Source organism: Gallaecimonas sp. GXIMD4217 (assembly GCF_038087665.1).
Lineage (GTDB): Bacteria > Pseudomonadota > Gammaproteobacteria > Enterobacterales > Gallaecimonadaceae > Gallaecimonas.
Genome location: NZ_CP149925.1, coordinates 890,221 through 911,299 on the forward strand (window position 1 = coordinate 890,221; position 21,079 = coordinate 911,299).

Consider the following 21,079-nt stretch of genomic DNA (forward strand, 5'->3'; position numbering starts at 1 on the left):
CCGGCCAGGGCCCGAAAGCAGTCCGGTCCCACTATGGCGGCGATGATGGGGAAGATCTGCGCCAGGGCGGCCAGTTCGGCCTGGCGCCTGTTGCTGCGGTAGACGGCCAGGCTGGTCTCGACCGACAGCCGGCCCGGGCGCAACCAGCCGTTGTCGCCCGGCCTGCCCGCCAGGGAGCGCACCAATTGGTGCTGCAGTTCGGCCAGGGTCATGGCGCCGCCTCCGCTTGTTCAAAGTCGTCCAGTCGGCGCTGGGCCAACCGGCGCTGGGCCAGCAGGGTGTCCAGGGGCGGGATCCGGTTGTCCCATTCGATCAGGGTCGGCACCGGGGCCAGCTCCCGCTCGGCCAGCATGGCCAGCAGGCGGTCGTAACGCTGCCAGACCGGTGCCGCCACTTCGCTGTTGTGGGCATCCAGCAAGTATTGGCCCTGGTCGGCGTAACCGGCCAGGTGGATCTCCGCCACCCGCGCCAGGGGCAGGGCAGCGAAGAAGGCCAGGCTGTCTTCGCCCAGGTTGACCTCGTTGACGTAGGCGTTGTTCACGTCCAGCAGCAGCAGGCAGTCCGCCTCCTGCGCCACCTGGGCCAGGAAATCCCCTTCGCCCATGGTGCTGTGGCGGTAGTCCAGGTAACGTGAGACGTTCTCGATCAGGATCTGCTCGCCCAGGTAGTCCTGCACCTGGCGGATGCGCCCGGCCAGGTGCCGGACGGCCTCCTCGGTGTAGGGCAGGGGCAGCAGATCGTGCAGGTGGTGGCCGTCCAGGCTGGTGAAGCAGGCGTGATCGGAGATCCAGGCCGGCTTCACCAGGGCCTTGAGCGCCTTGAGGGCCTTGAGGTAGCCCAGATCCAGGGGCGATACCGACCCCAGGGACAGGCCGACCCCATGCAGGACCAGGGGGTAATGCTCGGCCAGGCGCCGGAGCCTGGCCAGGTTGAGGCCGCCCTGATCCAGGTAGTTGTCGGTCAGCACCTCAAGCCAGGGCAGGGGCGGGCGCCCGGCCAGCAGCTCGGCAATATGTGGGGGGCGCAGGCCGATGCCGGCCCCCCTGATGGTGCCCATGGTTCAGCTGTCCTTGGCGGGTTTCACCGCCGCCACCCGGCCGCCGGTGATCTTGGTGCAGGTGCCCTTGGGCACATAGACCCACTCGTTGTCGTCGTTGTCCAGGGTGGCCTGGCCGGCGCAGCCGTGCTTGCCGTCCAGGGCGCCGCAGTCGTTCTTGCCGGCCTTGGCGATGCCGGCGCACTTTTCCCAGGCCTCGGGCTGTTCCGGCACCGCCTGGACGCCCAGGCTGCCCAGGGCCAGCAGGCTGGCGATGGCGCCGCCGATCAGGGCCTTTTGCGCTTTCATGGTCTGTCTCCTTTGTCGAGGCTGCATACTAGGAACGACCCAGGGGAGCGCTTGATTGCATTGGCGGCGGAAAAAGCCCTGTCCGGCTGACCGTCTGGAGGTATGAAAATGACAGCACTACGGGATCTGCCCGGCCTGGGGCCCAAGTCCGAGCAATGGCTCAAGCAGGCGGGCATAGCGGACGAGGCGCAGCTGCGGGCGCTGGGCGCCGTGGCCGCCTTCCTGCGCCTGGAGCAGGCCGGGCTCAGGCCCAGCCTCAACTTCCTCTATGCCCTGGCCGGCGCCATCGAAGGCCGGCCCTGGACCGAGATCGCCCGCCAGGAGAAGGGCCGGCTGCTGCTGGAGCTGGAGAGCCTGCGGGAATACCGGGCCCGGCTTGCCGATCCGCCGCCGCCCTGATCCCGATCAAGAAGGGAGGCCGATCAGATCTTGATTTGATAATGATAATGGTTATCATTGACGTGTTTTTCCCAACCGTCAACGAAGAACATGAAAAAGACCCTGCTCTGCACCGCCGTGCTGGCCTCCCTGGGCCTGCCCGTCCTGGCCGACGAGGCCGACACCCAGGTTGAACATATCCTGGTCAGCGCCAGCCGTGGCGCCAAGCCGGTGGCCTCCATTCCCAACATGGTCACCATCATCACCGCCGAGGAGCTGGCTAAACAGGGCCGCACCACCGACAACCTGTCCACCATCCTCAGCCGGCTGGTGCCGGGCTTCTCCCCCAGCCGGGAGAAGCTCAGCAGCAGGGGCGAGTCCCTGCGCGGCCGGGATCCCCTGTACCTGATCGACGGCGTGCCCCAGTCCAACCCGCTGCGCGACGGCGCCCGTGACGCCCACACCATCGATATCGCCCTGATCGAGCGGGTCGAGGTGATCCATGGCGCCAACGCCATCCACGGCCTGGGGGCCAGCGGCGGCATCATCAACATCGTCACCAGGAAGCCCGAGGGCGACGAGACCGCCGTCAGCCTGGAGCTGGAAGGGGCCGACACCCTCAAGGGCGACAGCCTGGGCTATGGCGCCGGCCTGGCCCTGAGCCGGGCCCTGGGCGGCACCGAGCTGCTGCTGGGGCTGAACTGGCGTGACCGCGGCCGCTTCTATGACGGCGCCAACAGGCCGGTGGGCGCCGATCCCGTCCAGGGCGATCTGATGGACTCCACCAGCTGGGACGGCTTTCTCAAGCTGGTCCGGGAGCTGGACCAGGAGCAGCGGCTGAGCCTGATGGTCAACCGCTACGAGCTGGACAGCAAGGGCGAGCTGCTGGCGGTGGACGGCGACTTCGAACGGCAGATCCCCACCACCAGCACCAAGGGCAGCCCCGAGGGCGAGCCCAGCTACAACCAGGTGACCACCCTCAGCCTGGACTACCAGCACCGGGACTTCCTTGGCCAGCAGCTCAGCCTGCAGCTGTTCAGCCAGAACTTCCATGCCCTCTATGGCGGCGGCGCCTATGCCACCTTCCAGGATCCGGCCCTGGGCGAGGACTGGGTGGATCAGTCCCGCATCAACGCCGAGAAGCTCGGCGCCAAGCTGACCCTGGTCAAGAACGGGCTGGCGGGCCTGGCGCTGAAGGCGGTGTACGGCGTCGACCTGTTCCGGGACGACACCGACCAGGATCTGGCCCTGTCCGGCCGTACCTGGGTGCCCCGCAGCCGCTATGACAATATCGCCCCCTACCTGCAGCTGGACTGGCAGCTGGCCGACAGCCTGCTGGTCACCGGCGGCCTGCGCCACGAGCGGGTCGAGCTGGACATTCCCGACTACCGCAGCCTGCATTACTACGGCGCCCACCAGGTCGAAGGCGGCACCCTGGACTTCACCGAGACCCTGCCCAACCTGGGCCTGAACTGGCAGCTCGCCGAGCCGCTGCGCCTGTTCGCCAACTACAGCGAAGGCTTCGCCATGCCCGACATCGGCCGGGTGACCCGGGCCGTCAATGTGCCGGGCGTGAAGCTGGACGACTTCATCAAGCTGGCGCCGGTGGTCACCGAGAACGAGGAGCTGGGCCTGGCCTACGAGGGGGACTGGGGCCGTGGCCAGATCAGCTATTACCAGAGCAGCTCCGACTTCGGAGTCCGCCTCAAGACCAATGCCGACGGCTTCGTGGAGGTCAGGCGCGAGGCCACCGAGATCACCGGCCTGTCGGCGGAGCTGGCCTTCTACCTGGGCGAGACCGGCACCCTGGGGCTGATCTACGGCCAGAGCGAGGGCAAGTCGGACACCGACAACAACGGCAGCCTGGAGTCCGATCTGGGCCCGGTCAACATAGGCCCGGACAGGGTAAGCCTGTACCTGGACGGCGAGCTGGCGGCCGAGCTGAACGGCCGCATCCAGATCAGCCACCTGATGAGCCGCCGCTACCATGACGGCGACGGCAGCGAGAGCGCCCGTTTCGACGGCTACACCCTGGTGGACGCCTCCCTGGGCTGGGAGCTGGGCCAGCACCAGCTGTCCCTGGGCATAGACAACCTGCTGGATCGCACCTACATCAGCCACTACGGCCAGACCAACGGCCGCGACAGCAGCGTCTTTGCCGGCCGCGGCCGCACCTGGCGCCTGGGTTACCGCTACCTGTTCTGAGGACCTTTTGGCTGCAAGGCGTTATGGGCCCCGCACTGGCGGGGCCTTTATTTATGGAGGAGATAGTGGTTCTGAAGTGGAGGCTGCCCAGCACCAGGGCATGGGCAGGCCAGCGGCGCTCAGCTTAGCGGAGCCAGCCAACAAGCTCGTCGGAATGCTGGCATTTTTCTGAGGAGCCGAGGTATTCGAAGATCAGGCTGTTGTAACTGCCCAGGAAACGGTCAAAACGTTGTTGCGAGTCCTTGGCCAGCGCTTGCTGCGTTAATGTCGCCATGTTGCTCAGGGCGTACTCTTCAACCTCTGCGATCGCGGCCGCATCCTGTTGGCGATAGAGGGTTTCATAGCGTTTTTTGTTTTCCGAGGCCAGCTTGAAAAACAGGCTGGCATCAATTTTATTTTTGGTCAGGGCGCTGTGATCCATGCAGTCCCTCACCTTACTCATCAGCAACAGGGTCTTGCCCCAGACCGCGTGGGCATCGTTGATCATGAAGCCGGCGACCGCATTGCTGAATTCCAGCTGCTTGGCACTGGCCAGCCTTTCTGCGCGTATCGCGGCGTGATCGGCATAGCCGCCACAGCGGCCGGCAACGGTCTCTTGATAGCGATCCCGCAGTTGGCTGGTCACCTGCACATAGGTATTTTCACGATCGTCATCGAGAAAGGCCTTGCTTTTACCCTCGGCGAAAGCGGTCATGTCTTTGACGGCAGCCTTATAAAATTCCGAGTTCTCGTCCAGGTCCGTGGACAATACGTGGCCTGCGTATTCGTGGAAGCCGGAGCCGGCAACATCGAAGATCTTGCAGCGTCGCATTTTCCAGTAGAGGAAATAAGTGTCCTGCTGCAATTCCCTGATGGTATCGAAGCTGCCTTCTATGTACTGGCGTACATCGGCACTGGTAGCCGGTGCCGAAGCCTGGCTGCTGAAACTCATTAAGGCCCCGAAACAGAGCAGTGCGATTTTTTTCATGTTTGGATATCACTTGGCTACCGGTGAAGTCGCATGAGTATAGCCAGAACATTTCAGGAAAGGCCACAGCCCTGGCGGGGCGGGGCAGTGGCAGCCAAGGCTCTGGAGGACATTTCTGCCTGGACGCGTTATGCTCTGGGCCCCGCCATGGCGGGGCCTTTTTTATGCAATGTGGGAAGAGACGATGAAGATCTGGGTCGATGCCGATGCCTGTCCCGTGGCCATCAAGGAGATCCTGTTTAGGGCCGCCGACCGCACCCGGGTGGCGGTGACCCTGGTGGCCAACCACCCCATGCGGGTGCCACCCTCGCCCCATGTCCGCTTCCTGCAGGTGGCCGGCGGCTTCGACGTGGCCGACAACGAGATAGTCCGGCGCATGGAAGCCGGCGATCTGGTGGTGACCCAGGACATCCCCCTGGCCTCCGAGGTCATAGACCAGGGCGGGGTGGCGCTGAACCCCCGCGGCGAGCTCTACACCCGGGACAACATCCGCGCCCGCCTGACCATGCGCGACTTCATGGATACCCTGCGGGCATCCGGGGTGGATACCGGCGGCCCGGCCGCCTTCAGCCAGGCCGACCGGCAAGCCTTTGCCAACCAGCTCGACCGACTGCTGGCCAGGCGCTGACGTGCAGGTCTTTGCCAACCAGCTCGATCGGCTGCTGGTCAGGCACTGAAAGAAAAGCCCGCCAATCGGCGGGCTTTTTGGTCAGGGGGTGATCTGCTCGGCCTGGGCCTGGCCGTGGGCCTCCAGCAACTGCCTGAGCTCGGGATCGGCGAAGATCTCCTCCAGCTGGGCGCGGTAGGCCCGCAAGATGCCGTTCTGGGGCGAGTCCGAGGCGGATTCCTCCACCACGTCGCGACCGGCGATGGTCTTGGCCAGCAGGGATTGGCCATTGCGGTCGAACAGGGTGATGTCGGTGTCGGTATCGAAGTTGAAGGAACTGACCCAGTTCAGGTTGATGCTGAAATACCATTCCTTGAGGGCCAGGGTGATCAGCTGCTCGGCGCCGTTTTCCTGCAGGGCCTTGATCACGTCGTCCCGGGAGGGCTGCGCCACGAAGTTGACGGGCTTGACCTGCCAGCCACTGTCGGCCAGGCCGGTGAGCAGGCGGTGCTGGATAAACTGGGCCAGGGTCCGCTGCTTGTCGCCGTCCTGGGTGGCCAGCACCGGGTTGACGTTCCAGTCGGCGGGGATGCCGAAGGCACCGTGGGCAACGCCGATAAAGGTGCGATCCTTGCCTTCCTTGACCCGCTTGCGCTCGTCCAGCACCGCCACCAGCACGGTGTTGTCGGGCTTGTAGCTGGCCTGGGGAACCTGTTCCTTGAGCGGGATCGGGGAGACGCAGGCACTGGTGACGGCGACCAGGGCCACGAGCAGCAACATTCTTATCATTGTCTTTCCTTGTTTTTCAGCGGGATGGGGCCAGGTGCCGGCACCTGGCCAATGCTGTTTCTAGTCGAGCCCGGGGATAAGGTCAATACAATTTGTTAACAATTGAGCGCTTGCCACCCTAACGCAGCCATAAAAAAACCGGCCCATTGGGACCGGTTTTTTTCAGGGGAAACAGTGTTATTCTGCTTCGGCCTCACGCTTTTGGTCGCGACGGGCCAGCAGGACAGGTTTTTCCAGCTTGGTGTCGGCCTTCAGGGTCAGGCGGTGCTCCAGGGCCAGCTGACCCAGGGACTGGGCCAGGCTCTGGCTCACTTCCTGCTGCAGGGTCTCGGCATGGAGGGGGGCGATGGTCGGCTCTTCGGCCACGGCCATCATCGTCGTCATTGCGGCCACAAGGCCAGTACCCAAAATCATGGTGTACCTCAAAAAAGGAAAGCTAACTCAACCAAAAAGCGTTTGTGCCGAGACGGCACGGGGATGGGAAAGCTTTCACCACAACACGAAATACGGCACAAAGTTCGTGTTCCATAAGCACTTACCCCCTCTCGGCGAGCGTAAATATAGATTCGGGTTGGTGCTTTTTCAAACGACGAATTATAATCACCATTGATTAGAAAAACTAATGTATTAAAAAGGTGTTACAGCCATGTCCCGGCGCCTGCCCCCCCTTAATGCTTTGAAGGTCTTCGAGGCGGCCGCCCGCCACCTCAGCTTCACCCGCGCCGCCGAAGAGCTGTTCGTGACCCAGGCCGCCATCAGCCACCAGATCAAGAGCCTGGAGGAGTTCCTGGGCCTGAAGCTGTTCCGGCGCCGCAACCGCTCCCTGCTGCTCACCGAGGAGGGCCAGAGCTACTACCTGGACATCAAGGACATCTTTTCCCACCTCAGCGAGGCCACCGAGCGGGTGCTGTCGCGCAGCGCCAAGGGCGCCCTGACCGTGTCCATGCAGCCCAGCTACGCCATCCAGTGGATGGTGCCCAGGCTGAGCCGCTTCTCCGAGGAGCACCCGGACATAGACGTGCGCATCAAGGCCGCCGACCAGGAGGAGGGCTCCCTCACCGACGATGTGGACGTGGCCATCTACTACGGCAAGGGCAAGTGGCCCGGCTTGGCCGCCGACCGCCTGCAGACCGAGTACCTGATCCCGGTGTGCGCCCCCATGCTGCTGCAGGGCTCAAGGCCGCTCAGCAGCCCCGAGGATCTGCGCCACCACACCCTGCTGCACGACAGCTCCCGCAAGGCCTGGCAAGCCTGGGTGCGCCAGCTGGGCCTGCAGCACATGATCAACGTCAACCACGGCCCCATCTTCTCCCACTCCACCATGGTGCTGCAGGCCGCCGTCTACGGTCAGGGCGTGGCCCTGGCCCACTCGGTGCTGGCCCAGCCGGATATCGCCGCCGGCCGCCTGGTGTGCCCCTTCAAGGAAGTGCTGGTGTCCAAGAACGCCTATTACCTGGTCTGCCAGCAGTCGCAGGCCGAGCAGGGCAAGATCGTCGCCTTCAGGGACTGGATGCTGAAGATGGTCATAGAGGAGGAGCAGCGCATGCTGCCGGAGGACGTGGATGTGGGCGAACGCTAACCAGAAGAGGACATGATGTCAGTACATACTCACACCCTGGTGCTGGCCCACGGCGCCGGCGCCGGCCTGGATCACCCCTTCATGCAGGCCATGGCCAGGGGCCTGGAGGCCGAAGGCATCAAGGTGGTGCTGTTCGACTTCCCCTACATGCAAAGGGCCAAGGCCGAGAACAAGAAGCGCCCACCGGACCGGATGCCGGTGCTGCTGGACGCCATGCGGGCGGTCATCGACGCCACCGAGGGCCCGCTGTTCTTGGGCGGCAAGTCCATGGGCTCGCGGGTGGCCCTGACCCTGGCCAAGGAGCTGGGCGAGCGTTGCCGGGGCGCCCTGGCCCTCGGCTACCCCTTTCATCCGCCCGGCAAGCCGGAGCGGCTGCGCCTGGAGCCCTTCGAGGGCCTGGCCAAGCCCACCTTGATATTGCAGGGGGAGCGCGATACATTCGGCCGCCGCGACGAGGTGGACGGCTACCCGCTGCCGGCCAATGTGAGCCTTCACTACCTGCTGGACGGCGACCACAGCTTCAAGCCGCGCAAGGCCAGCGGCCGCAGCGAAGCGGACAACCTCGATGAGGCGGTGGCCCGGATGGCGGCCTTTATCAGGGAGCACGGCCGATGAAATGGTTATTGATTTTGGCCAGCCTGTACGGTGCTACGGGTGTGGCCCGTATTGGAGCCGTTGGCGCCCCAGGCAGCGAGGTGTTGTCATGAAATGGGTATTGGTTTTGGCCAGCCTGTACGGTGCTACGGGTGTGGCCCGTATTGGAGCCGTTGGCGCCCCAGGCAGCGAGGTGTTGTCATGAAATGGGTATTGGTTTTGGCCAGTTTGTATGGTGCCAGCGGTGTGGCCATGGGCGCCTTTGCCGCCCACGGCCTCAAGCAGGTGCTGAGCCCACAGCTGCTCACCGTGATGGACACCGGTGTGCGCTACCAGCTCTGGCACGCCCTGGCCCTGGTGGCCGTTTTTCTCTTGGCCGACAAGCTTTCCGGCCCCTGGCTCACCGCCGCCGGTGGCCTCTTCGCGTTCGGGGTGCTGGCCTTTTCCGGCAGCCTCTATGCCCTGGCACTGACCGGGGCCAAATGGTTTGGACCCATCACGCCCATCGGCGGGATGGCCTTGATCCTCGGCTGGCTGGCGCTGATGCTGGCGGCCTTTAAGGAGACGGTGTGAAACATCTGCTGATCTACTGCCGCCCCGGCTTTGAAGGGGAATGTGCCCAGGAAATCGAGGCCCGCGCCGCCGAAAAGGGCGTGTTCGGCTTCTCGCGCCTCAAGGGCAACACCGGCTACGTGCTGTACGAATGCTACGAGACCAACGACGCCGGCAAGCTGCTTGGCCAGTTGCCGGTGGATCAGCTGATCTTCGCCCGCCAGATGATCCGGGTGGCGCCGCAGGTATCGGACATGCCCCTGGACGACCGCCTCAACGCCCTGTACATGGCCGCCGGCGACACCCTGCCGGAATGCGGCCGGCTGTGGGTGGAGACCCCGGACACCAACGAGGGCAAGGAGCTCAACCGCCTGTGCCGGGCCATCGCCACCCCCATGAAGGCCTTCTTCAAGCAGGCTGGCAAGCTGACCCTCAAGGAAGACAACGACAAGCCGGTGCTGCACGTGTGCTTTTTGAGCACCGACAGCGCTTTCATCGGCTACTCGCTGCCGCGCACCCACAGCCCGCTGCTGATGGGCATCAAGCGCCTCAAATTCCCCAAGGACGCCCCCAGCCGCTCCACCCTCAAGCTGGAGGAGGCCTTCCACTACTTCCTGTCCAAGACCCAGCGCGAAAAGCGCCTGATCAGCGGCATGAACGCCGTGGACTTGGGCGCCGCCCCCGGCGGCTGGACCTATCAGCTGGTGCGCCGGGGCATGATGGTCCAGGCCGTGGACAACGGCCCCATGGACGAGCAGCTGATGAACAGCGGCCAGGTCAAGCATATCCGCGAGGACGGCTTCAAGTACGAGCCCAAGAAGAAGAACGTGCACTGGCTGGTTTGCGACATGATCGAAAACCCCAAACGGGTCGCCAACCTGATGTGCGACTGGTTCATCGACGGCTGGTGCCACGAGGCCATCTTCAACCTCAAGCTGCCGGTGAAGCGCCGTTTCCACACCGTGGCGGAGTGCCTGGACTTGATCAGTGAGCGCATGAACGAGATGGGCGTGCCCTACGGCCTGGCGGCCAAACACCTCTATTACGACCGGGAAGAGATCACGGTGCATCTGTTCCGCAAGTAAATGCCGTTTCTGGTAAGGAAGGCGCCTTTAGGGCGCCTTTTTTAATGGCTGCTGTTTGGGTGTTGTTTCTGGCTTGGTGCTCTTTTTCTGGCTGTGTTGGTGTTTTTAAGCTGGGTTCTTCGAGATTCCCCTGCGGGGGCGTGACTTTCTTGCTCGCCCAAGAAAGTCACCAAAGAAGGGCGGCCCGGCTCGCGTTCGCCAGCTAAAATGGGGCCAGTGGCCCCATTTCTTAACGCGCTCACCCCTCGCTTCCACTCGTTTACCGCTGACCATGAGTGACGCGCTCCATGCGCGGCACTCATTCCCTCGTCTTCCCTGCCTCGGGCCAGCTCACACTCGTTTCCGCTCGGCACGCTCAACGGGCGGTCCTGGCCGCTTTGCGGCCATCAGGTGGCTGTTGCATTCACGGTATTGGCAACATAATCTGGAGCTAATTCAGGGATGATATCGGGCATCGGCCCCAGAAAAGCATGGATGCGAATACCCTCCAAAACTGTGTTTCCATCCAGCATATCTGCTATCGGCTCCCCAATTGTGCGCGTTATCTCCTGAAATCAGGCGCGGTTATCTCATTCATCTTTGTAAAAGACGCTTTTAATCAAAGGATTGAGACGTGATCGGAGTTCTGGCTATCACGCATGGGTTGGAACGATAACGCGCATGCGCGTTTTTGCCCTGATGAAACCCTTGGTAAAAACAGAATTTTTTAATTTTCAGCATGATGCGGCATCCAAGCAAAAGATCTTACCAAAGGATATCGCGCATGCGCACAATACAGCGTTAAGCATAAGGAAAGCATATGAAACATAGGTCTGTAATTCTTAAACGGGACCTTGCAATAGGGACTTTTTTTACCCAAATTAGTCTTACTTTTAATAAGATAATTTATTCTTTTTTTGCTCTATTATTCGCGTATCAAGAGTGGAGTTCGATATTCGATACTTTTGGGCTTGTTGAGTCTCTATTTTTCTTGTGTTTGTTTGTATTTTATCTGGTTCTCATTATATTTTTCGTCGGTTGTTTTGGCGTAGCCATGGCATTTTTTAGCTCTGTCTTTAAAAAAGGTGTTTTAGGTCATCATGACTTTGAATTCAGCGAGGACGAGTTTACTGAGTCAACTGATTATAATAAAACCATCCATAAATACGGCGCTATTTCAAACGTGTTTATACGGTTTGGTTCGGTATATATTTGCTTGCCAGGTGCTCAGTGGCATATTTTGCCAAAAAGAGATTTTAAAAGCATCCAAGCTCGCAATGAGCTTCTGAACTTCTTGCGAGAGGCAAGAAATGCTTAACAAGCGCATCTTGCCGGACTTGGGCAAATTGTCACCTTTTTACGCTGCGCTTCAAAAAAGCCGCCAATTCACCCAAGCCGCAAATGCGAGCGTTATGCATCAAGGGATCTGTAGTGCATGGATACTTCTCAACTAAAGAAAATGAAGCGGCATAGAAGAATGTACCGCTTTATGGGGGCAATGTTTACCCTTGTGGGGGGTATGCTGCTAGTAACCTTTTTCCCGTTGTTACTGGATGAAAATGCCACTATCAACTACAACGGTTCACCTACATCGGAATTCGGACCAAAGCTTAGCGCAGTCATATTCAACGCATCATTTGTGGTGGTCGGGCTGTTCTTTCTATTTTGTCCGAGCAAATACTTAAACAAACTTTTTGTATGGCGTCAGTCGTTTTTGGTCACTATATTCCCATGGCGAAAGTAATGCATAACAAATCGTGCAATGATCGCCCTTCGGGCTGGACAGCCAAAAGCGTGGCTTCGCCACATGGCTGCCCATTCACTCTGCGTTAGGTGCAAATGGAATTCGCAGTCGTAATTTTTATCCTATTTATTGAAATCACTCTGTTGTTTAAAAAGGATGATAAAAATCGTGCGGCTGAAATAGATAGAATTTTTTAAGGTAGAAAGTCGTTATTACCTCACGAATTTTATGAAGCGCATTATAGCGACAAAGCTATTCCTGAATTTATTGTTGTCGATATTATTCAAATACTTGAGGCAGAATTAGAAACGAATCTTTCCCGATTAATGCCTAGTGATGATTTCTCTGAAAATTTAAGGTATTTGTTTGAATTTGATTCCATGGCTGATGTCGCTGTTCTAGAATCAGTTGAACGCAAGTTTTCAATAAAAATATCTGACGTGGAAGCAGAGAATATTCAAGCAATTAATGACTTAGTGTTTTTTGTAAATAGCAAAGTAAATTGCACTTAACAAGAGAATCAATCGTGATTCGCCATAGTTTGTCATTTTTAGTTGCAAACAGCGCAATAAAATTGCCAAACCAAGCTCACACATTATTCAGGCGTTATGAGGAGCCAGTACTGTGAAGAAAGATTACCACTTGGCAGATCAACCTATACCAGATGGCTTCCAGATCTATGAGGAAAGATTAGATGTTGCAGGCATAAGTAATTATAAAAAAGCTGCTTCAAAATTTATTCGAGGAAATAGCCCATCCCTTCTTCTGGCGCGAGAGCCCACAAATAAGTACGACAAAAACGCAATTATGATAATCGGGTGTTATAAAGGTTTTATGCGTACAAAAAAGGTGCATATTGGCTATGTCCCAAAATCTGTAGCGAAACTCATGTGTGAGTTCGGTTTCCAAGCTTTTCAGCCAAGGCTGCTCAAGCGGTATGAGGGTAAAAGTGGCTTCGTTGAAGTTCTTTTTCAGTTATTGGGGCCCGCCGGACGGAAAAAATTATATGAATCCTCATAACAAGCGGCGGCAGCAAGCGTAGGGCGCAATAACCGAAGGGCATTGCGCCGTATTTATGCGCGAAAACGGCTTGATGCTGACTCCCTGCCATCAGCCGAAAGCGGCCTTTGGCACGGTAGGTCGCATTGTCAGCCCGTAGGTTGGGATGAGGAACGAATCCCAACATGGCTATCATAGGCAGGATGCCATGATCTTTGTTGACCCAATCCTATCAGCGGGCAACCCGCTACTCTGAACGTATTGCTTCATAAGGAGGTGAGATGCGCTATCGACGCTCACGGCTGGCGGGCGGCACCTTCTTTTTTACGGTCAACCTGGCCGATCGCAGTCAAACGCTGCTGGGCGATCACATCAAGGCGCTTCGTTCGGCTTTTGCTCGTGTGAAGCGGCGTCACCCGTTTCATGTTGATGCCATGGTGGTGTTGCCGGACCATCTTCACGCCGTCTGGACCTTGCCGTAAGGTGATGGCAACTACCCGATGCGATGGCGGCTTATCAAGGCCAGTTTCTCGCGAATGCTGCCGAAGGGAGAGCGCCTTTCGGCCTGCAGGGCTTGGAAGGGAGAGCGGGGCATTTGGCAGCGTCGCTATTGGGAGCATGAGATCCGGGACGAGAGTGATTATCACCGGCCTTGTTGACCAAATCGATGGAACTTAGTCGGAGCCGGGCGATCAGATCGGCCAATCCCAGCCGTAGAAGACAACCGCCATGGCCATGAAAGCCGCTCAAAGCAAGAACAAGAAGCCCAAGGCCAAGTACCGGGTCCGTAACTGGTCCCAATACAACGAAGCGCTGGTCAAGCGCGGCTCCCTGACCTTCTGGCTGGACGAGGCGGCCATCCGCAGCTGGCATAGCACCCAGCCCAACGGCAAGCGGGGCCGGGACCTGCATTACAGCGACCAAGCCATCACCACCGCACTGATGATCCAAGCAGTCTTCGGCTTGAGCCTGCGGGCGACGGAGGGCTTCATCAATTCGCTGTTCGAGTTGATGGGCCTGGAGCTCAGTTCGCCGGACTACAGCAGCATCAGCAAGCGGGCCAAGACGGTGACAGTGGATATCCGTCGCCCCAAGGGCCCGGTAGCGCACCTGGTGTTCGACGCCACCGGCCTCAAGGTCTACGGCGAAGGCGAATGGAAGGTGCGCAAGCACGGCAAGGAGAAACGCCGCAGCTGGCGTAAGCTGCACCTGGGTGTGGACGGCCAGGGTCACTGGCTCATCTGCGCCGAGCTGTCCTTGGACAATGTGGCCGACGGCCAGGTCCTAGCCCCTATGCTCAGGCCACTGCGCCGCCAGATAGGCAGCGTCTACGCTGACGGCGCCTACGACAGCCGGCAATGCTACGAGGAAATCGCCCACAAAAGCGCCCGCCCGCTCATACCGCCGCGAAGCAATGCCGGTTATTGGCAGGCAGGGCATCCCCGCAACGAGGCGGTGGCGGCACTCAAGGCCGGGGAGCTGGCAGAATGGAAGGTGGCGAGCGGCTACCACCGCCGCTCGATAGGGGAGACGGCGATGTGGCGGTTCAAGCAACTGACCGGCAACCGGCTACGACTGCGCGACTATAACGGCCAGGTTGGCGAGGCAATGGCCCGGGTTGCGGTGTTGAACAAAATGACGGCCTTGGGCATGCCGGTCAGTGACATGGTGCGCTGACCCCGGACGGTGTTGGGGCCCACTGGCCTTGGGGCTGAATTGATCAACAAGGCCATTATCACCGCCACATCGATTATGTTCACTTCAACCCGGTAAAACACGGCCTCGTAGCCCGTTGTCGTGACTGGCCTTATTCCAGCTTCCATCGTTATGTTCGAAAGGGCATCCTATCTATAGAGTGGGGCCTATCCGGTTCACAGGCTGGATCGGATTTAGGGGAGTAGGGCTTGGGTTGTGATGTTGGGATTCGTTCATCATCCCAACCTACGGGCTGATGTAGGATTATGTGTAGCGAGTTTGAAGATGGATGTCCTTCTAGTTGCTTCTAGTTGCTTCTAGTTGTTGCTTCTAGTTCCGTCCTTCTAGTTCCTCATGCATAGAAAGCTCAAACATTAAGGGTTCAGTATGCTGCCTACGATTTTAGGATTTATGAGTGCCTTTTTTGCCGCTATTTCTGCTCTTTTCTGGGCCCTTTCTGCCCGGGTTAACTTCAAATTTGGCTGGGATTCAGGTGACGCATTGAATCAGTCAATGAAGAAGGCATCGAAGCTCAACGCCACTGCTGCCGCGTTCACATCTGCGGCTGCGGTATGTTCTGCGGCGGCAATTGCTCTACCGCTGTTCGGTTTTTAGCTGGGAACTAAAAAACGCTTCACAGAAGGTTAGCAAGCGTAGGTCAATGGGATGGGGCACGAATCCCAATCTACGGCTTTGCTCAATCATCGAGCGGCATTGCGCCATCTGGGGGTTCTGGCCGGACTAATCACCCCCGGGTTGACTTCCAAAGCCGTGCGGACAAGGATTGAACCATGAACGCGAACGTCTCAGCTCAGCCGACGCGAATTATTCCCCTCATTCCCTAGGAATGGTGGGTTGGCTGCTGCATGAGATTCGCAAAACCCGCCCAGGAGGCGGTTTTTTCGTATCCGCTTCCCGGGCCTGGATGCCAAGGAGGCAATATGAACAGGGTCGCCATATTCGGTAACGCCGGTGGGGGCAAGTCGACATTGGCCAGGAAGCTGGCCGAGGCCACGGGGCTGCCGCTCTATTCCATCGACAAGCTCAAGTTCCGCCCGGGCGGCGATGAGGTTCCCCACGCTGATTACCTCAGGCAGCATGAGGAGCTGCTGGGCAGGGACAGGTGGATCCTGGACGGCTTCGGCTGCGTGCCCTCGGCCTGGCAGCGGTTCGCGGCGGCGGACACCCTCATCCATGTGGACCTGCCGCTGCTCACCCACGGCCTCTGGATAGCCAAGCGGATGCTGAAGGGGCTCTTCGTCAATCCCGAGGGCTGGCCTCAAAACAGCCCCATCCTCAGGAGCACCCTGACCAGCTACAAGGTGCTGTGGCTCTGCCACCGCAAGCTGACCCCGGCCTATCGCAAGCTGGTGGCGGAGCAGGGCGGCGATAAGACGGTCCATCACCTGCGCTCGCCCAAGGAGATCGAGGCGCTGCTGGGCCGGCTCCGGGCAGGGGCGCCTGGCCGGTGAAGGATTGAGCGCCCCGGCGGGCCGTGCTAGCGTGCTGGAAACGCAAAAGGGCCGGCCCTGCCGCCCCCTGACTTAAGGACAAGTAATGAAGATCACCATCGAAACCCTCATCAACGCCGATCTGGCCAGCACCTGGGATGCCTGGAACAACCCCGACGATATCGTCCGCTGGAACGCCGCCTCCGACGACTGGCACACCACCAGCAGCCGCGTGGACCTGCGTGTGGGCGGCAGCTTCAGCTCCCGCATGGAGGCCAAGGACGGCAGCATGGGCTTCGATTTCGAGGGCACCTATACCGAGGTCGAGCCCCAGGCGCGCCTCCAGTACCGCATGGCCGACGGCCGCGAGGTGCTGGTTACCTTCGAGGCCGTGGACGGCGGGGTACGGGTGCTGGAAACCTTCGACGCCGATCAGCAGCACGATCCGGACTTCCAGCGCCAGGGCTGGCAGAGCATCCTCGACAGCTTCGCCCGCCATGTGGAGGCCAAGGGCTGACGGCTTTCCGGTAAAGATAATTGAACTTTCAATGTCTTAGCTTGCCTTATCCCGCACATATGAGCCCCGCGTCATGCGAGGGCTCGCCCCGACAACACCAAATAAGGACATAACAACAATGCCAAGGATCCTACCCCTTGCCCTGCTCAGCCTCGGCCTGACGGGCTGCAGCGCCCATATCAGCGAAAGCGCCTTTATCGCCCAGGACAAGGCCGTCAGCCCGTACCAGGACGCCGAGCTGAACCAGTGGCAGGCGCGCTTCCCGGGCAAGTCGCTGAAACGGCTGCAGCTGACCAGCCAGGACCAGGCCGCGGTGCTGCACGGGCTGTTGCTGGACGACCCTGACTCAAAGGAGCTCATCTTCTTCATTCCCGGCAACGGCATGAAGGTGGCCAAGGGCGGCATCGAAGTGATGGAGACCCTGGCCGACTTGGGCCGGGACGTGGCCATCTTCGACCGTCGCGGCCTGGGCGCCAGCACCGGCAAGGCCACCGTGGCCAACCAGATCAGCGACGCCGTGCAGCAATACCATTACCTGCGCCGGGAGCTGGAGCCCAGTTTCGTCACCGTGCATGGCTTTTCCCTGGGGAGCTTCGTGGCCGGCCAGCTGGCCAAGCGCCAGGACGTCGACGCCCTGGTGCTGCAGGGCTCGGCAACCAATGTGGACGACTGGATAGACGAAAGCACGCCCTGGTTCATGAAGCCCTTCCTGACCGTGGAGGTGGACGAGGCCTTTCGCGGGGTGGACAACCAGCAAGTGGTGGCCAGGGACTATGACGGCCCCTTGCTGGTCATCGGCGGCGAGCAGGACGAACAGGTGCCTGTGGTGCTGTCCCAGCGGCTCTTCGAGGCCAGCCGTTCGAGCCAGAAGCAGCTGCTGATCGTCCAGGGCGCCGGCCACGGCAATATGCTGGAAGGCAAGGAAGAGCTCAGCCGCTACAGGGCCTTCCTGGACAAGCTTGGCGGCGGGGTTGAGAGGTAGAGATGGACAAGGCAAGGCATATCGGCATCGTGGCCTGCAGCGCCGAAGGGGCGGCGCTGTGCTACCGCACCATCTGCATGGAGGCCCCGGCCCGGATGGGGCCGCACTGGCACCCGCAGCTGTCGCTGCACGGCCATCCGGTGGGCGAGTACCTGCCCTGCCTGGAGCGGGACGACTGGCAGGGGGTGGGGGAGCTGATGCTGTCCTCGGCCAACAAGCTGGCGGCCATGGGGGCGGAGCTTGCCATCTGCCCCGACAACACCATCCACCAGGCCTTCGACTATGTGGCGAAGCGCTCGCCCATTCCCTGGCTGCACATCGCCGAGGTGGTGGCAGACGAGGCCGAGGCCCGTGGTTACCGCAGGCTGGCCATACTGGGCACCCGTTTCCTGATGACGGGGCCCGTCTATCCCCAGGTGCTGGAACGGCGCGGCATCGCCTGGCAGATCCCGGATGAAACCGACAGGGCCATGGTGGACGCGGTCATCTTCGAAGAGCTGGTGCCGGGCCTGGTGCGGGAGGCCTCCCGCAACGCCTTTATCGGTCTTATCGAGAAGCTGGCGGAGCAGGGCTGCGACGCCGTGGTGCTGGGCTGCACCGAGATCCCGCTGCTGATCAGCCCCGACGACAGCCCGCTGCCGGTGCTGGATTCCACCCGGCTGCTGGCCAGGGCGGCCCTGGCAGCGGCGCTGAGGGTGGATTGAGTTCGCCCTTCTCAAAGCCCGCTCCGGCCGTTATGGTGTGGCTTCTCAATGTCGCAACAAGGAGGTGCGCATGACACCGGCAAAACTGGCCATCTGGAGTGTGGTCATCGGTTGTTTTCCCCTGTTCCTTTCCCTGCTCGGCGTGCTGCTGGCCAAGCTGCTCAAGTGCAACGTCAGCGCCGCCGGCGCCGACAAGTGCCTGGTGCTGGGCTACGACGTCGGCAACCTGCTCTATACCCTGATGATGATGCACTGGCTGTTCCTGATCACCGGCGGCATCACGGTGCTGGGCCTGGTAGGCGCCGGGATCTGGACCCTGGTGCGCTGACGGACCCCTCCGGCAAGCGGCAATGGACAGCGTGCAGGAACAGCTGACCCAACTCTACCAGGACCAGTCCAGGCGCATCCTGGCGACCCTGATCCGCCTGCTCGGCGATTTCGATCTGGCCGAGGAGGCCCTGCACGATGCCTTTGCCGCCGCCCTGGCCCAGTGGCCGGGGGAGGGCATGCCGGCCAACCCCAGGGCCTGGCTGGTGTCCGCCGGCCGCTTCAAGGCCATCGACAGGCTGAGGCGGCGGGCCCGCTTCGACGCCGCCCTCGGCGAGCTGGCGGACGAGCTGGCAGCGGCGCCGCTGCCGGATGATGTCGAAGACGACCGGCTGCGGCTGATCTTCACCTGCTGCCACCCGGCCCTGGCACCGGAGGCGCAGCTGGCCCTGACCCTGAGGGAAGTGTGCGGCCTCAGCACGGAGGCCGTGGCCAGCGCCTTTTTGCAGCGCACCCCCGCCATTGCCCAGCGCATCGTCCGCGCCAAGGCCAAGATCCGCGACGCCGCCATTCCCTTCGAGATGCCCGAGCGGCGCGAGCTGCCGGACAGGCTGCAGGCGGTGCTTAAGGTGATCTACCTGCTGTTCAACGAAGGCTACGCCAGTGCCGAGGGCGAGGCGCTGCAGCGCCCGGACTTGGCGGCCGAGGCCATCCGCCTGGGCCGGCTGTTGTGTGCCCTGTTGCCCGAGCCGGAGTGCCTGGGCCTGCTGGCGCTGATGCTGCTCCAGGACGCCCGCCGTGATGCCCGTAGTGACGACCAGGGCGAGCTGGTGCGCCTGGAAGATCAGGACCGCAGCCGCTGGCACCAGGGCCAGATAGAGGAGGGCCTGGCCCTGGTGGAGGCGGCGCTTCGGGCGGGCCCGGCCGGCCCCTACGGCCTGCAGGCGGCCATCGCCGCATTGCACGGCCAGGCGGCCAGCTTTGCCGACACCGACTGGCCGCAGATCCTGGGCCTCTACGATCAGCTGTACAGGCGCCAGCCCACGCCTGTGGTGGCCCTGAACCGGGCCGTGGCCCTGGCCATGGTGCGCGGCGACGAAGCCGGCCTGGCACAAGTGGAGGCCCTGCTTGGCGCCGGCGAGCTGGCCGACTACCACCTGGCCCACGCGGCCAGGGCCGAGCTGCTGGCCCGGCTGGGGCGCATCAGCCAGGCCAGGGCCGCCTTCCGGCAGGCCCTTGCCCTGGCCCGCCAGGGTGCCCAAAGGCGCTTTTTGGGCCGGCGCCTGCAGGAAATCGAAAAAAAATTGTGAGGGGCTGTCGAAAAGCGTGCCGCTGCTTCGACAAGTCAGTGACACACACTGAAACGGAGAGACCCCAATGCGATACCTGATCATGCGTAAGGCCGACGCCGATACCGAAGCCGGCGTCATGCCCAGCCAGGAGCTGCTCCAGGCCATGGGCCAATACCACCAGCAGCTGGCCGAGGCCGGCATACTGAGGGACGGCCTGGGCCTGAGGCCCAGCCGCGACGGCTTCAGGGTCCGCTTCGAGGGCGGCCAGGCCCTGGTCAGCGACGGCCCCTTCGCCGAGGCCGGGGCGCTGCTGGCGGGCTTCACCCTGATCGAGGTGGCATCCCGGGACGAGGCCCTGGCCTGGGCCAGGCGCTGGCCGCAGCTGGACGGCAACGGCCAGGTGGAGCTGGAGGTGCGGCGGCTGTTCGAGATGGAGGACTTCGCCGAGGGCGAGGGCAAGCAGGCGGTTGCCGAGGCCTTCGAGGGCCGGCCCCTCAATCCCGCCGCCATGGTGCCCTACCTCAGCTTCCAGGGCGACTGCCGGCAGGCCTTTGCCTTCTACGCCGAGCGCCTGGGCGGCGAGATCACCGCCATGAGGACCTTTGCCGAGACCCCCATGGCCGCCGAGATGCCGGCTCCGATGCAGGACAAGATAGTGCATGCCCGGCTGCGTCTGGGCCAGCTGGAGCTGATGGCCTCGGACGCCCATCCGGACCAGTACCAGGCCACGGCCGGTTTCCACGTCTGCCTGCAGTTCGACGAGCCGGCCGAGCTGGAGCTGGCCTTCGACGGCCTCAGCGAGGGCGCCAGCATCCTCATGCCGGTGGCCGAGACCTTCTGGGCCAGGCGCTTCGGCATGCTGGTGGACAGGTTCGGCATCCCCTGGATGTTCAACTGCAACAAAACCAACGGATAAGGGAGCAAGCCATGAAATACCTGGCCCTGGTCTACTACCAGGATGCGAAGATGAAGGCCATGGGCCAGCCCGAGTGGCAGGCCCTCAACGAGGAGTGCCTGGCCTGCGGCGAGGGCCTGACGGCCGAAGGACACATGCTGGCCGGCCAGGCCCTGCAGGGCGTGGACAGCGCCACCACGGTGCGGGTGCGCGGCGGCAAGGTCACCACCACCGACGGCCCCTTTGCCGAGACCAAGGAACAGCTGGCGGGCTTCTACCTGCTGGAGGCCCGGGATCTCAACGAGGCCATCCGCCTGGCCAGCCGCATCCCCCCGGCCCGTTACGGCTGCATAGAGGTGCGGCCGGTGCGGGAGCTGGCGCCGCCCTTTTCCTACTGAGGTCCCTGCCCATACCCTTGTCAACGGCGGCCCTTCCGGGCCGCTGTTGTCTTTG

At 61.4% G+C, this 21,079-nt stretch carries 25 protein-coding genes; 20 read left to right on the top strand and 5 right to left on the bottom strand.

The genetic code is table 11. The annotated features are described in order from the left end of the window. Positions 1-208: 208 nt before the first annotated feature. Positions 209-1,057: a DUF692 domain-containing protein gene (locus WDB71_RS04410; RefSeq protein ID WP_341503426.1), complete on the bottom strand. Its 849-nt coding sequence runs from the start codon at positions 1,055-1,057 to the stop codon at positions 209-211. A gap of 3 nt (positions 1,058-1,060) precedes the next feature. Continuing rightward, positions 1,061-1,345: a DUF2282 domain-containing protein gene (locus tag WDB71_RS04415; protein WP_341503427.1), complete on the bottom strand. Its 285-nt coding sequence runs from the start codon at positions 1,343-1,345 to the stop codon at positions 1,061-1,063. Between the two features lie 108 nt (positions 1,346-1,453). Here WDB71_RS04415 and WDB71_RS04420 point away from each other — a divergent pair, with 108 nt between their 5' ends. Together WDB71_RS04420 and WDB71_RS04425 are read left to right on the top strand one after the other, a co-directional pair. Then, positions 1,454-1,744, top strand: coding sequence for a TfoX/Sxy family protein (locus tag WDB71_RS04420; protein ID WP_341503428.1), 291 nt, complete (start codon positions 1,454-1,456; stop codon positions 1,742-1,744). Between the two features lie 90 nt (positions 1,745-1,834). Beyond that, the gene (locus tag WDB71_RS04425) at positions 1,835-3,928 is read left to right on the top strand and encodes a TonB-dependent receptor (RefSeq protein ID WP_341503429.1); all 2,094 of its coding nucleotides are present in this window, start codon (positions 1,835-1,837) and stop codon (positions 3,926-3,928) included. A gap of 124 nt (positions 3,929-4,052) precedes the next feature. Here WDB71_RS04425 and WDB71_RS04430 read toward each other — a convergent pair whose 3' ends face one another. Further along, positions 4,053-4,895 (bottom strand): hypothetical protein, encoded by an 843-nt coding sequence (locus tag WDB71_RS04430; protein ID WP_341503430.1) that lies wholly within the window; start codon positions 4,893-4,895, stop codon positions 4,053-4,055. Positions 4,896-5,079: 184 nt separating this feature from the next. Between WDB71_RS04430 and WDB71_RS04435 the strand changes: the two genes are divergently transcribed. Continuing rightward, positions 5,080-5,523: a YaiI/YqxD family protein gene (locus WDB71_RS04435; protein ID WP_341503431.1), complete on the top strand. Its 444-nt coding sequence runs from the start codon at positions 5,080-5,082 to the stop codon at positions 5,521-5,523. 81 nt (positions 5,524-5,604) lie between these two features. Here the strand turns inward: WDB71_RS04435 and WDB71_RS04440 are convergent, their stop codons facing one another. Both WDB71_RS04440 and WDB71_RS04445 read right to left on the bottom strand, forming a co-directional pair. Further along, entirely contained in the window at positions 5,605-6,291 is a 687-nt protein-coding gene (locus WDB71_RS04440; RefSeq protein ID WP_341503432.1) for a hypothetical protein, read from the bottom strand. A 177-nt stretch (positions 6,292-6,468) separates the two neighbouring features. After that, positions 6,469-6,675, bottom strand: coding sequence for a hypothetical protein (locus tag WDB71_RS04445; RefSeq protein WP_341503433.1), 207 nt, complete (start codon positions 6,673-6,675; stop codon positions 6,469-6,471). A 262-nt stretch (positions 6,676-6,937) separates the two neighbouring features. Between WDB71_RS04445 and WDB71_RS04450 the strand changes: the two genes are divergently transcribed. From WDB71_RS04450 to WDB71_RS04530, 17 genes are all read left to right on the top strand, one after another. After that, a complete protein-coding gene (locus WDB71_RS04450) occupies positions 6,938-7,870 on the top strand; it encodes a transcriptional regulator GcvA (protein WP_341503434.1) in 933 nt (310 codons plus the stop codon). Positions 7,871-7,885: 15 nt separating this feature from the next. Continuing rightward, entirely contained in the window at positions 7,886-8,485 is a 600-nt protein-coding gene (locus WDB71_RS04455) for an alpha/beta fold hydrolase (RefSeq protein ID WP_341503435.1), read from the top strand. A gap of 180 nt (positions 8,486-8,665) precedes the next feature. Continuing rightward, positions 8,666-9,037 carry a DUF423 domain-containing protein gene (locus WDB71_RS04460; protein ID WP_341503437.1) on the top strand — a complete coding sequence of 124 codons (372 nt, stop codon included), beginning with the start codon at positions 8,666-8,668 and terminating at the stop codon, positions 9,035-9,037. Then, the gene (gene rlmM, locus WDB71_RS04465) at positions 9,034-10,101 is read left to right on the top strand and encodes a 23S rRNA (cytidine(2498)-2'-O)-methyltransferase RlmM (RefSeq protein WP_341503438.1); all 1,068 of its coding nucleotides are present in this window, start codon (positions 9,034-9,036) and stop codon (positions 10,099-10,101) included. The genes WDB71_RS04460 and rlmM overlap by 4 nt, the downstream gene beginning before the upstream one ends. A 799-nt stretch (positions 10,102-10,900) precedes the next feature. Further along, positions 10,901-11,398 (top strand): hypothetical protein, encoded by a 498-nt coding sequence (locus tag WDB71_RS04470; protein WP_341503439.1) that lies wholly within the window; start codon positions 10,901-10,903, stop codon positions 11,396-11,398. Between the two features lie 1,050 nt (positions 11,399-12,448). Continuing rightward, complete coding sequence (locus tag WDB71_RS04475) at positions 12,449-12,844, top strand: HIRAN domain-containing protein (RefSeq protein ID WP_341503440.1); 396 nt, start codon at positions 12,449-12,451, stop codon at positions 12,842-12,844. A 260-nt stretch (positions 12,845-13,104) separates the two neighbouring features. After that, positions 13,105-13,305 carry a hypothetical protein gene (locus WDB71_RS04480; protein ID WP_341503441.1) on the top strand — a complete coding sequence of 67 codons (201 nt, stop codon included), beginning with the start codon at positions 13,105-13,107 and terminating at the stop codon, positions 13,303-13,305. A 253-nt stretch (positions 13,306-13,558) separates the two neighbouring features. After that, positions 13,559-14,500 carry an IS5 family transposase gene (locus WDB71_RS04485; RefSeq protein ID WP_341503442.1) on the top strand — a complete coding sequence of 314 codons (942 nt, stop codon included), beginning with the start codon at positions 13,559-13,561 and terminating at the stop codon, positions 14,498-14,500. A gap of 405 nt (positions 14,501-14,905) precedes the next feature. Continuing rightward, positions 14,906-15,133 carry a hypothetical protein gene (locus tag WDB71_RS04490; RefSeq protein ID WP_341503443.1) on the top strand — a complete coding sequence of 76 codons (228 nt, stop codon included), beginning with the start codon at positions 14,906-14,908 and terminating at the stop codon, positions 15,131-15,133. Between the two features lie 326 nt (positions 15,134-15,459). Beyond that, positions 15,460-15,990 carry an adenylate kinase gene (locus tag WDB71_RS04495; RefSeq protein WP_341503444.1) on the top strand — a complete coding sequence of 177 codons (531 nt, stop codon included), beginning with the start codon at positions 15,460-15,462 and terminating at the stop codon, positions 15,988-15,990. 85 nt (positions 15,991-16,075) lie between these two features. Beyond that, complete coding sequence (locus WDB71_RS04500) at positions 16,076-16,486, top strand: SRPBCC family protein (RefSeq protein ID WP_341503445.1); 411 nt, start codon at positions 16,076-16,078, stop codon at positions 16,484-16,486. A gap of 118 nt (positions 16,487-16,604) precedes the next feature. Then, positions 16,605-17,468, top strand: a complete 864-nt coding sequence (locus WDB71_RS04505; protein ID WP_341503446.1) for an alpha/beta fold hydrolase — start codon at positions 16,605-16,607, stop codon at positions 17,466-17,468. A 2-nt stretch (positions 17,469-17,470) separates the two neighbouring features. Then, positions 17,471-18,172, top strand: a complete 702-nt coding sequence (locus WDB71_RS04510) for an amino acid racemase (RefSeq protein WP_341503447.1) — start codon at positions 17,471-17,473, stop codon at positions 18,170-18,172. A gap of 70 nt (positions 18,173-18,242) precedes the next feature. Continuing rightward, positions 18,243-18,500, top strand: coding sequence for a hypothetical protein (locus tag WDB71_RS04515; protein WP_341503448.1), 258 nt, complete (start codon positions 18,243-18,245; stop codon positions 18,498-18,500). A gap of 22 nt (positions 18,501-18,522) precedes the next feature. Then, positions 18,523-19,749 (top strand): RNA polymerase sigma factor, encoded by a 1,227-nt coding sequence (locus WDB71_RS04520; RefSeq protein WP_341503449.1) that lies wholly within the window; start codon positions 18,523-18,525, stop codon positions 19,747-19,749. A 67-nt stretch (positions 19,750-19,816) separates the two neighbouring features. After that, positions 19,817-20,647, top strand: coding sequence for a YciI family protein (locus tag WDB71_RS04525; protein ID WP_341503450.1), 831 nt, complete (start codon positions 19,817-19,819; stop codon positions 20,645-20,647). Between the two features lie 11 nt (positions 20,648-20,658). Further along, positions 20,659-21,024 carry a YciI family protein gene (locus WDB71_RS04530; RefSeq protein WP_341503451.1) on the top strand — a complete coding sequence of 122 codons (366 nt, stop codon included), beginning with the start codon at positions 20,659-20,661 and terminating at the stop codon, positions 21,022-21,024. Positions 21,025-21,079 lie beyond the last annotated feature (55 nt).

Bases quoted from the DNA above. Each gene is read 5' to 3' on its own strand.
- WDB71_RS04470 (WP_341503439.1), top strand. From the start codon at position 10,901: ATGAAACATAGGTCTGTAATTCTTAAACGGGACCTTGCAATAGGGACT.
- WDB71_RS04415 (WP_341503427.1), bottom strand. From the start codon at position 1,345: ATGAAAGCGCAAAAGGCCCTGATCGGCGGCGCCATCGCCAGCCTGCTG.
- WDB71_RS04450 (WP_341503434.1), top strand. From the start codon at position 6,938: ATGTCCCGGCGCCTGCCCCCCCTTAATGCTTTGAAGGTCTTCGAGGCG.
- WDB71_RS04445 (WP_341503433.1), bottom strand. From the start codon at position 6,675: ATGACGACGATGATGGCCGTGGCCGAAGAGCCGACCATCGCCCCCCTC.
- WDB71_RS04435 (WP_341503431.1), top strand. From the start codon at position 5,080: ATGAAGATCTGGGTCGATGCCGATGCCTGTCCCGTGGCCATCAAGGAG.
- WDB71_RS04520 (WP_341503449.1), top strand. From the start codon at position 18,523: ATGGACAGCGTGCAGGAACAGCTGACCCAACTCTACCAGGACCAGTCC.
- WDB71_RS04495 (WP_341503444.1), top strand. From the start codon at position 15,460: ATGAACAGGGTCGCCATATTCGGTAACGCCGGTGGGGGCAAGTCGACA.
- WDB71_RS04525 (WP_341503450.1), top strand. From the start codon at position 19,817: ATGCGATACCTGATCATGCGTAAGGCCGACGCCGATACCGAAGCCGGC.
- WDB71_RS04440 (WP_341503432.1), bottom strand. From the start codon at position 6,291: ATGATAAGAATGTTGCTGCTCGTGGCCCTGGTCGCCGTCACCAGTGCC.
- WDB71_RS04515 (WP_341503448.1), top strand. From the start codon at position 18,243: ATGACACCGGCAAAACTGGCCATCTGGAGTGTGGTCATCGGTTGTTTT.
- WDB71_RS04500 (WP_341503445.1), top strand. From the start codon at position 16,076: ATGAAGATCACCATCGAAACCCTCATCAACGCCGATCTGGCCAGCACC.
- WDB71_RS04530 (WP_341503451.1), top strand. From the start codon at position 20,659: ATGAAATACCTGGCCCTGGTCTACTACCAGGATGCGAAGATGAAGGCC.
- WDB71_RS04430 (WP_341503430.1), bottom strand. From the start codon at position 4,895: ATGAAAAAAATCGCACTGCTCTGTTTCGGGGCCTTAATGAGTTTCAGC.
- WDB71_RS04455 (WP_341503435.1), top strand. From the start codon at position 7,886: ATGTCAGTACATACTCACACCCTGGTGCTGGCCCACGGCGCCGGCGCC.
- WDB71_RS04410 (WP_341503426.1), bottom strand. From the start codon at position 1,057: ATGGGCACCATCAGGGGGGCCGGCATCGGCCTGCGCCCCCCACATATT.
- WDB71_RS04460 (WP_341503437.1), top strand. From the start codon at position 8,666: ATGAAATGGGTATTGGTTTTGGCCAGTTTGTATGGTGCCAGCGGTGTG.
- WDB71_RS04425 (WP_341503429.1), top strand. From the start codon at position 1,835: ATGAAAAAGACCCTGCTCTGCACCGCCGTGCTGGCCTCCCTGGGCCTG.
- WDB71_RS04485 (WP_341503442.1), top strand. From the start codon at position 13,559: ATGAAAGCCGCTCAAAGCAAGAACAAGAAGCCCAAGGCCAAGTACCGG.
- WDB71_RS04480 (WP_341503441.1), top strand. From the start codon at position 13,105: ATGCGCTATCGACGCTCACGGCTGGCGGGCGGCACCTTCTTTTTTACG.
- WDB71_RS04490 (WP_341503443.1), top strand. From the start codon at position 14,906: ATGCTGCCTACGATTTTAGGATTTATGAGTGCCTTTTTTGCCGCTATT.
- WDB71_RS04505 (WP_341503446.1), top strand. From the start codon at position 16,605: ATGCCAAGGATCCTACCCCTTGCCCTGCTCAGCCTCGGCCTGACGGGC.
- WDB71_RS04510 (WP_341503447.1), top strand. From the start codon at position 17,471: ATGGACAAGGCAAGGCATATCGGCATCGTGGCCTGCAGCGCCGAAGGG.
- WDB71_RS04420 (WP_341503428.1), top strand. From the start codon at position 1,454: ATGACAGCACTACGGGATCTGCCCGGCCTGGGGCCCAAGTCCGAGCAA.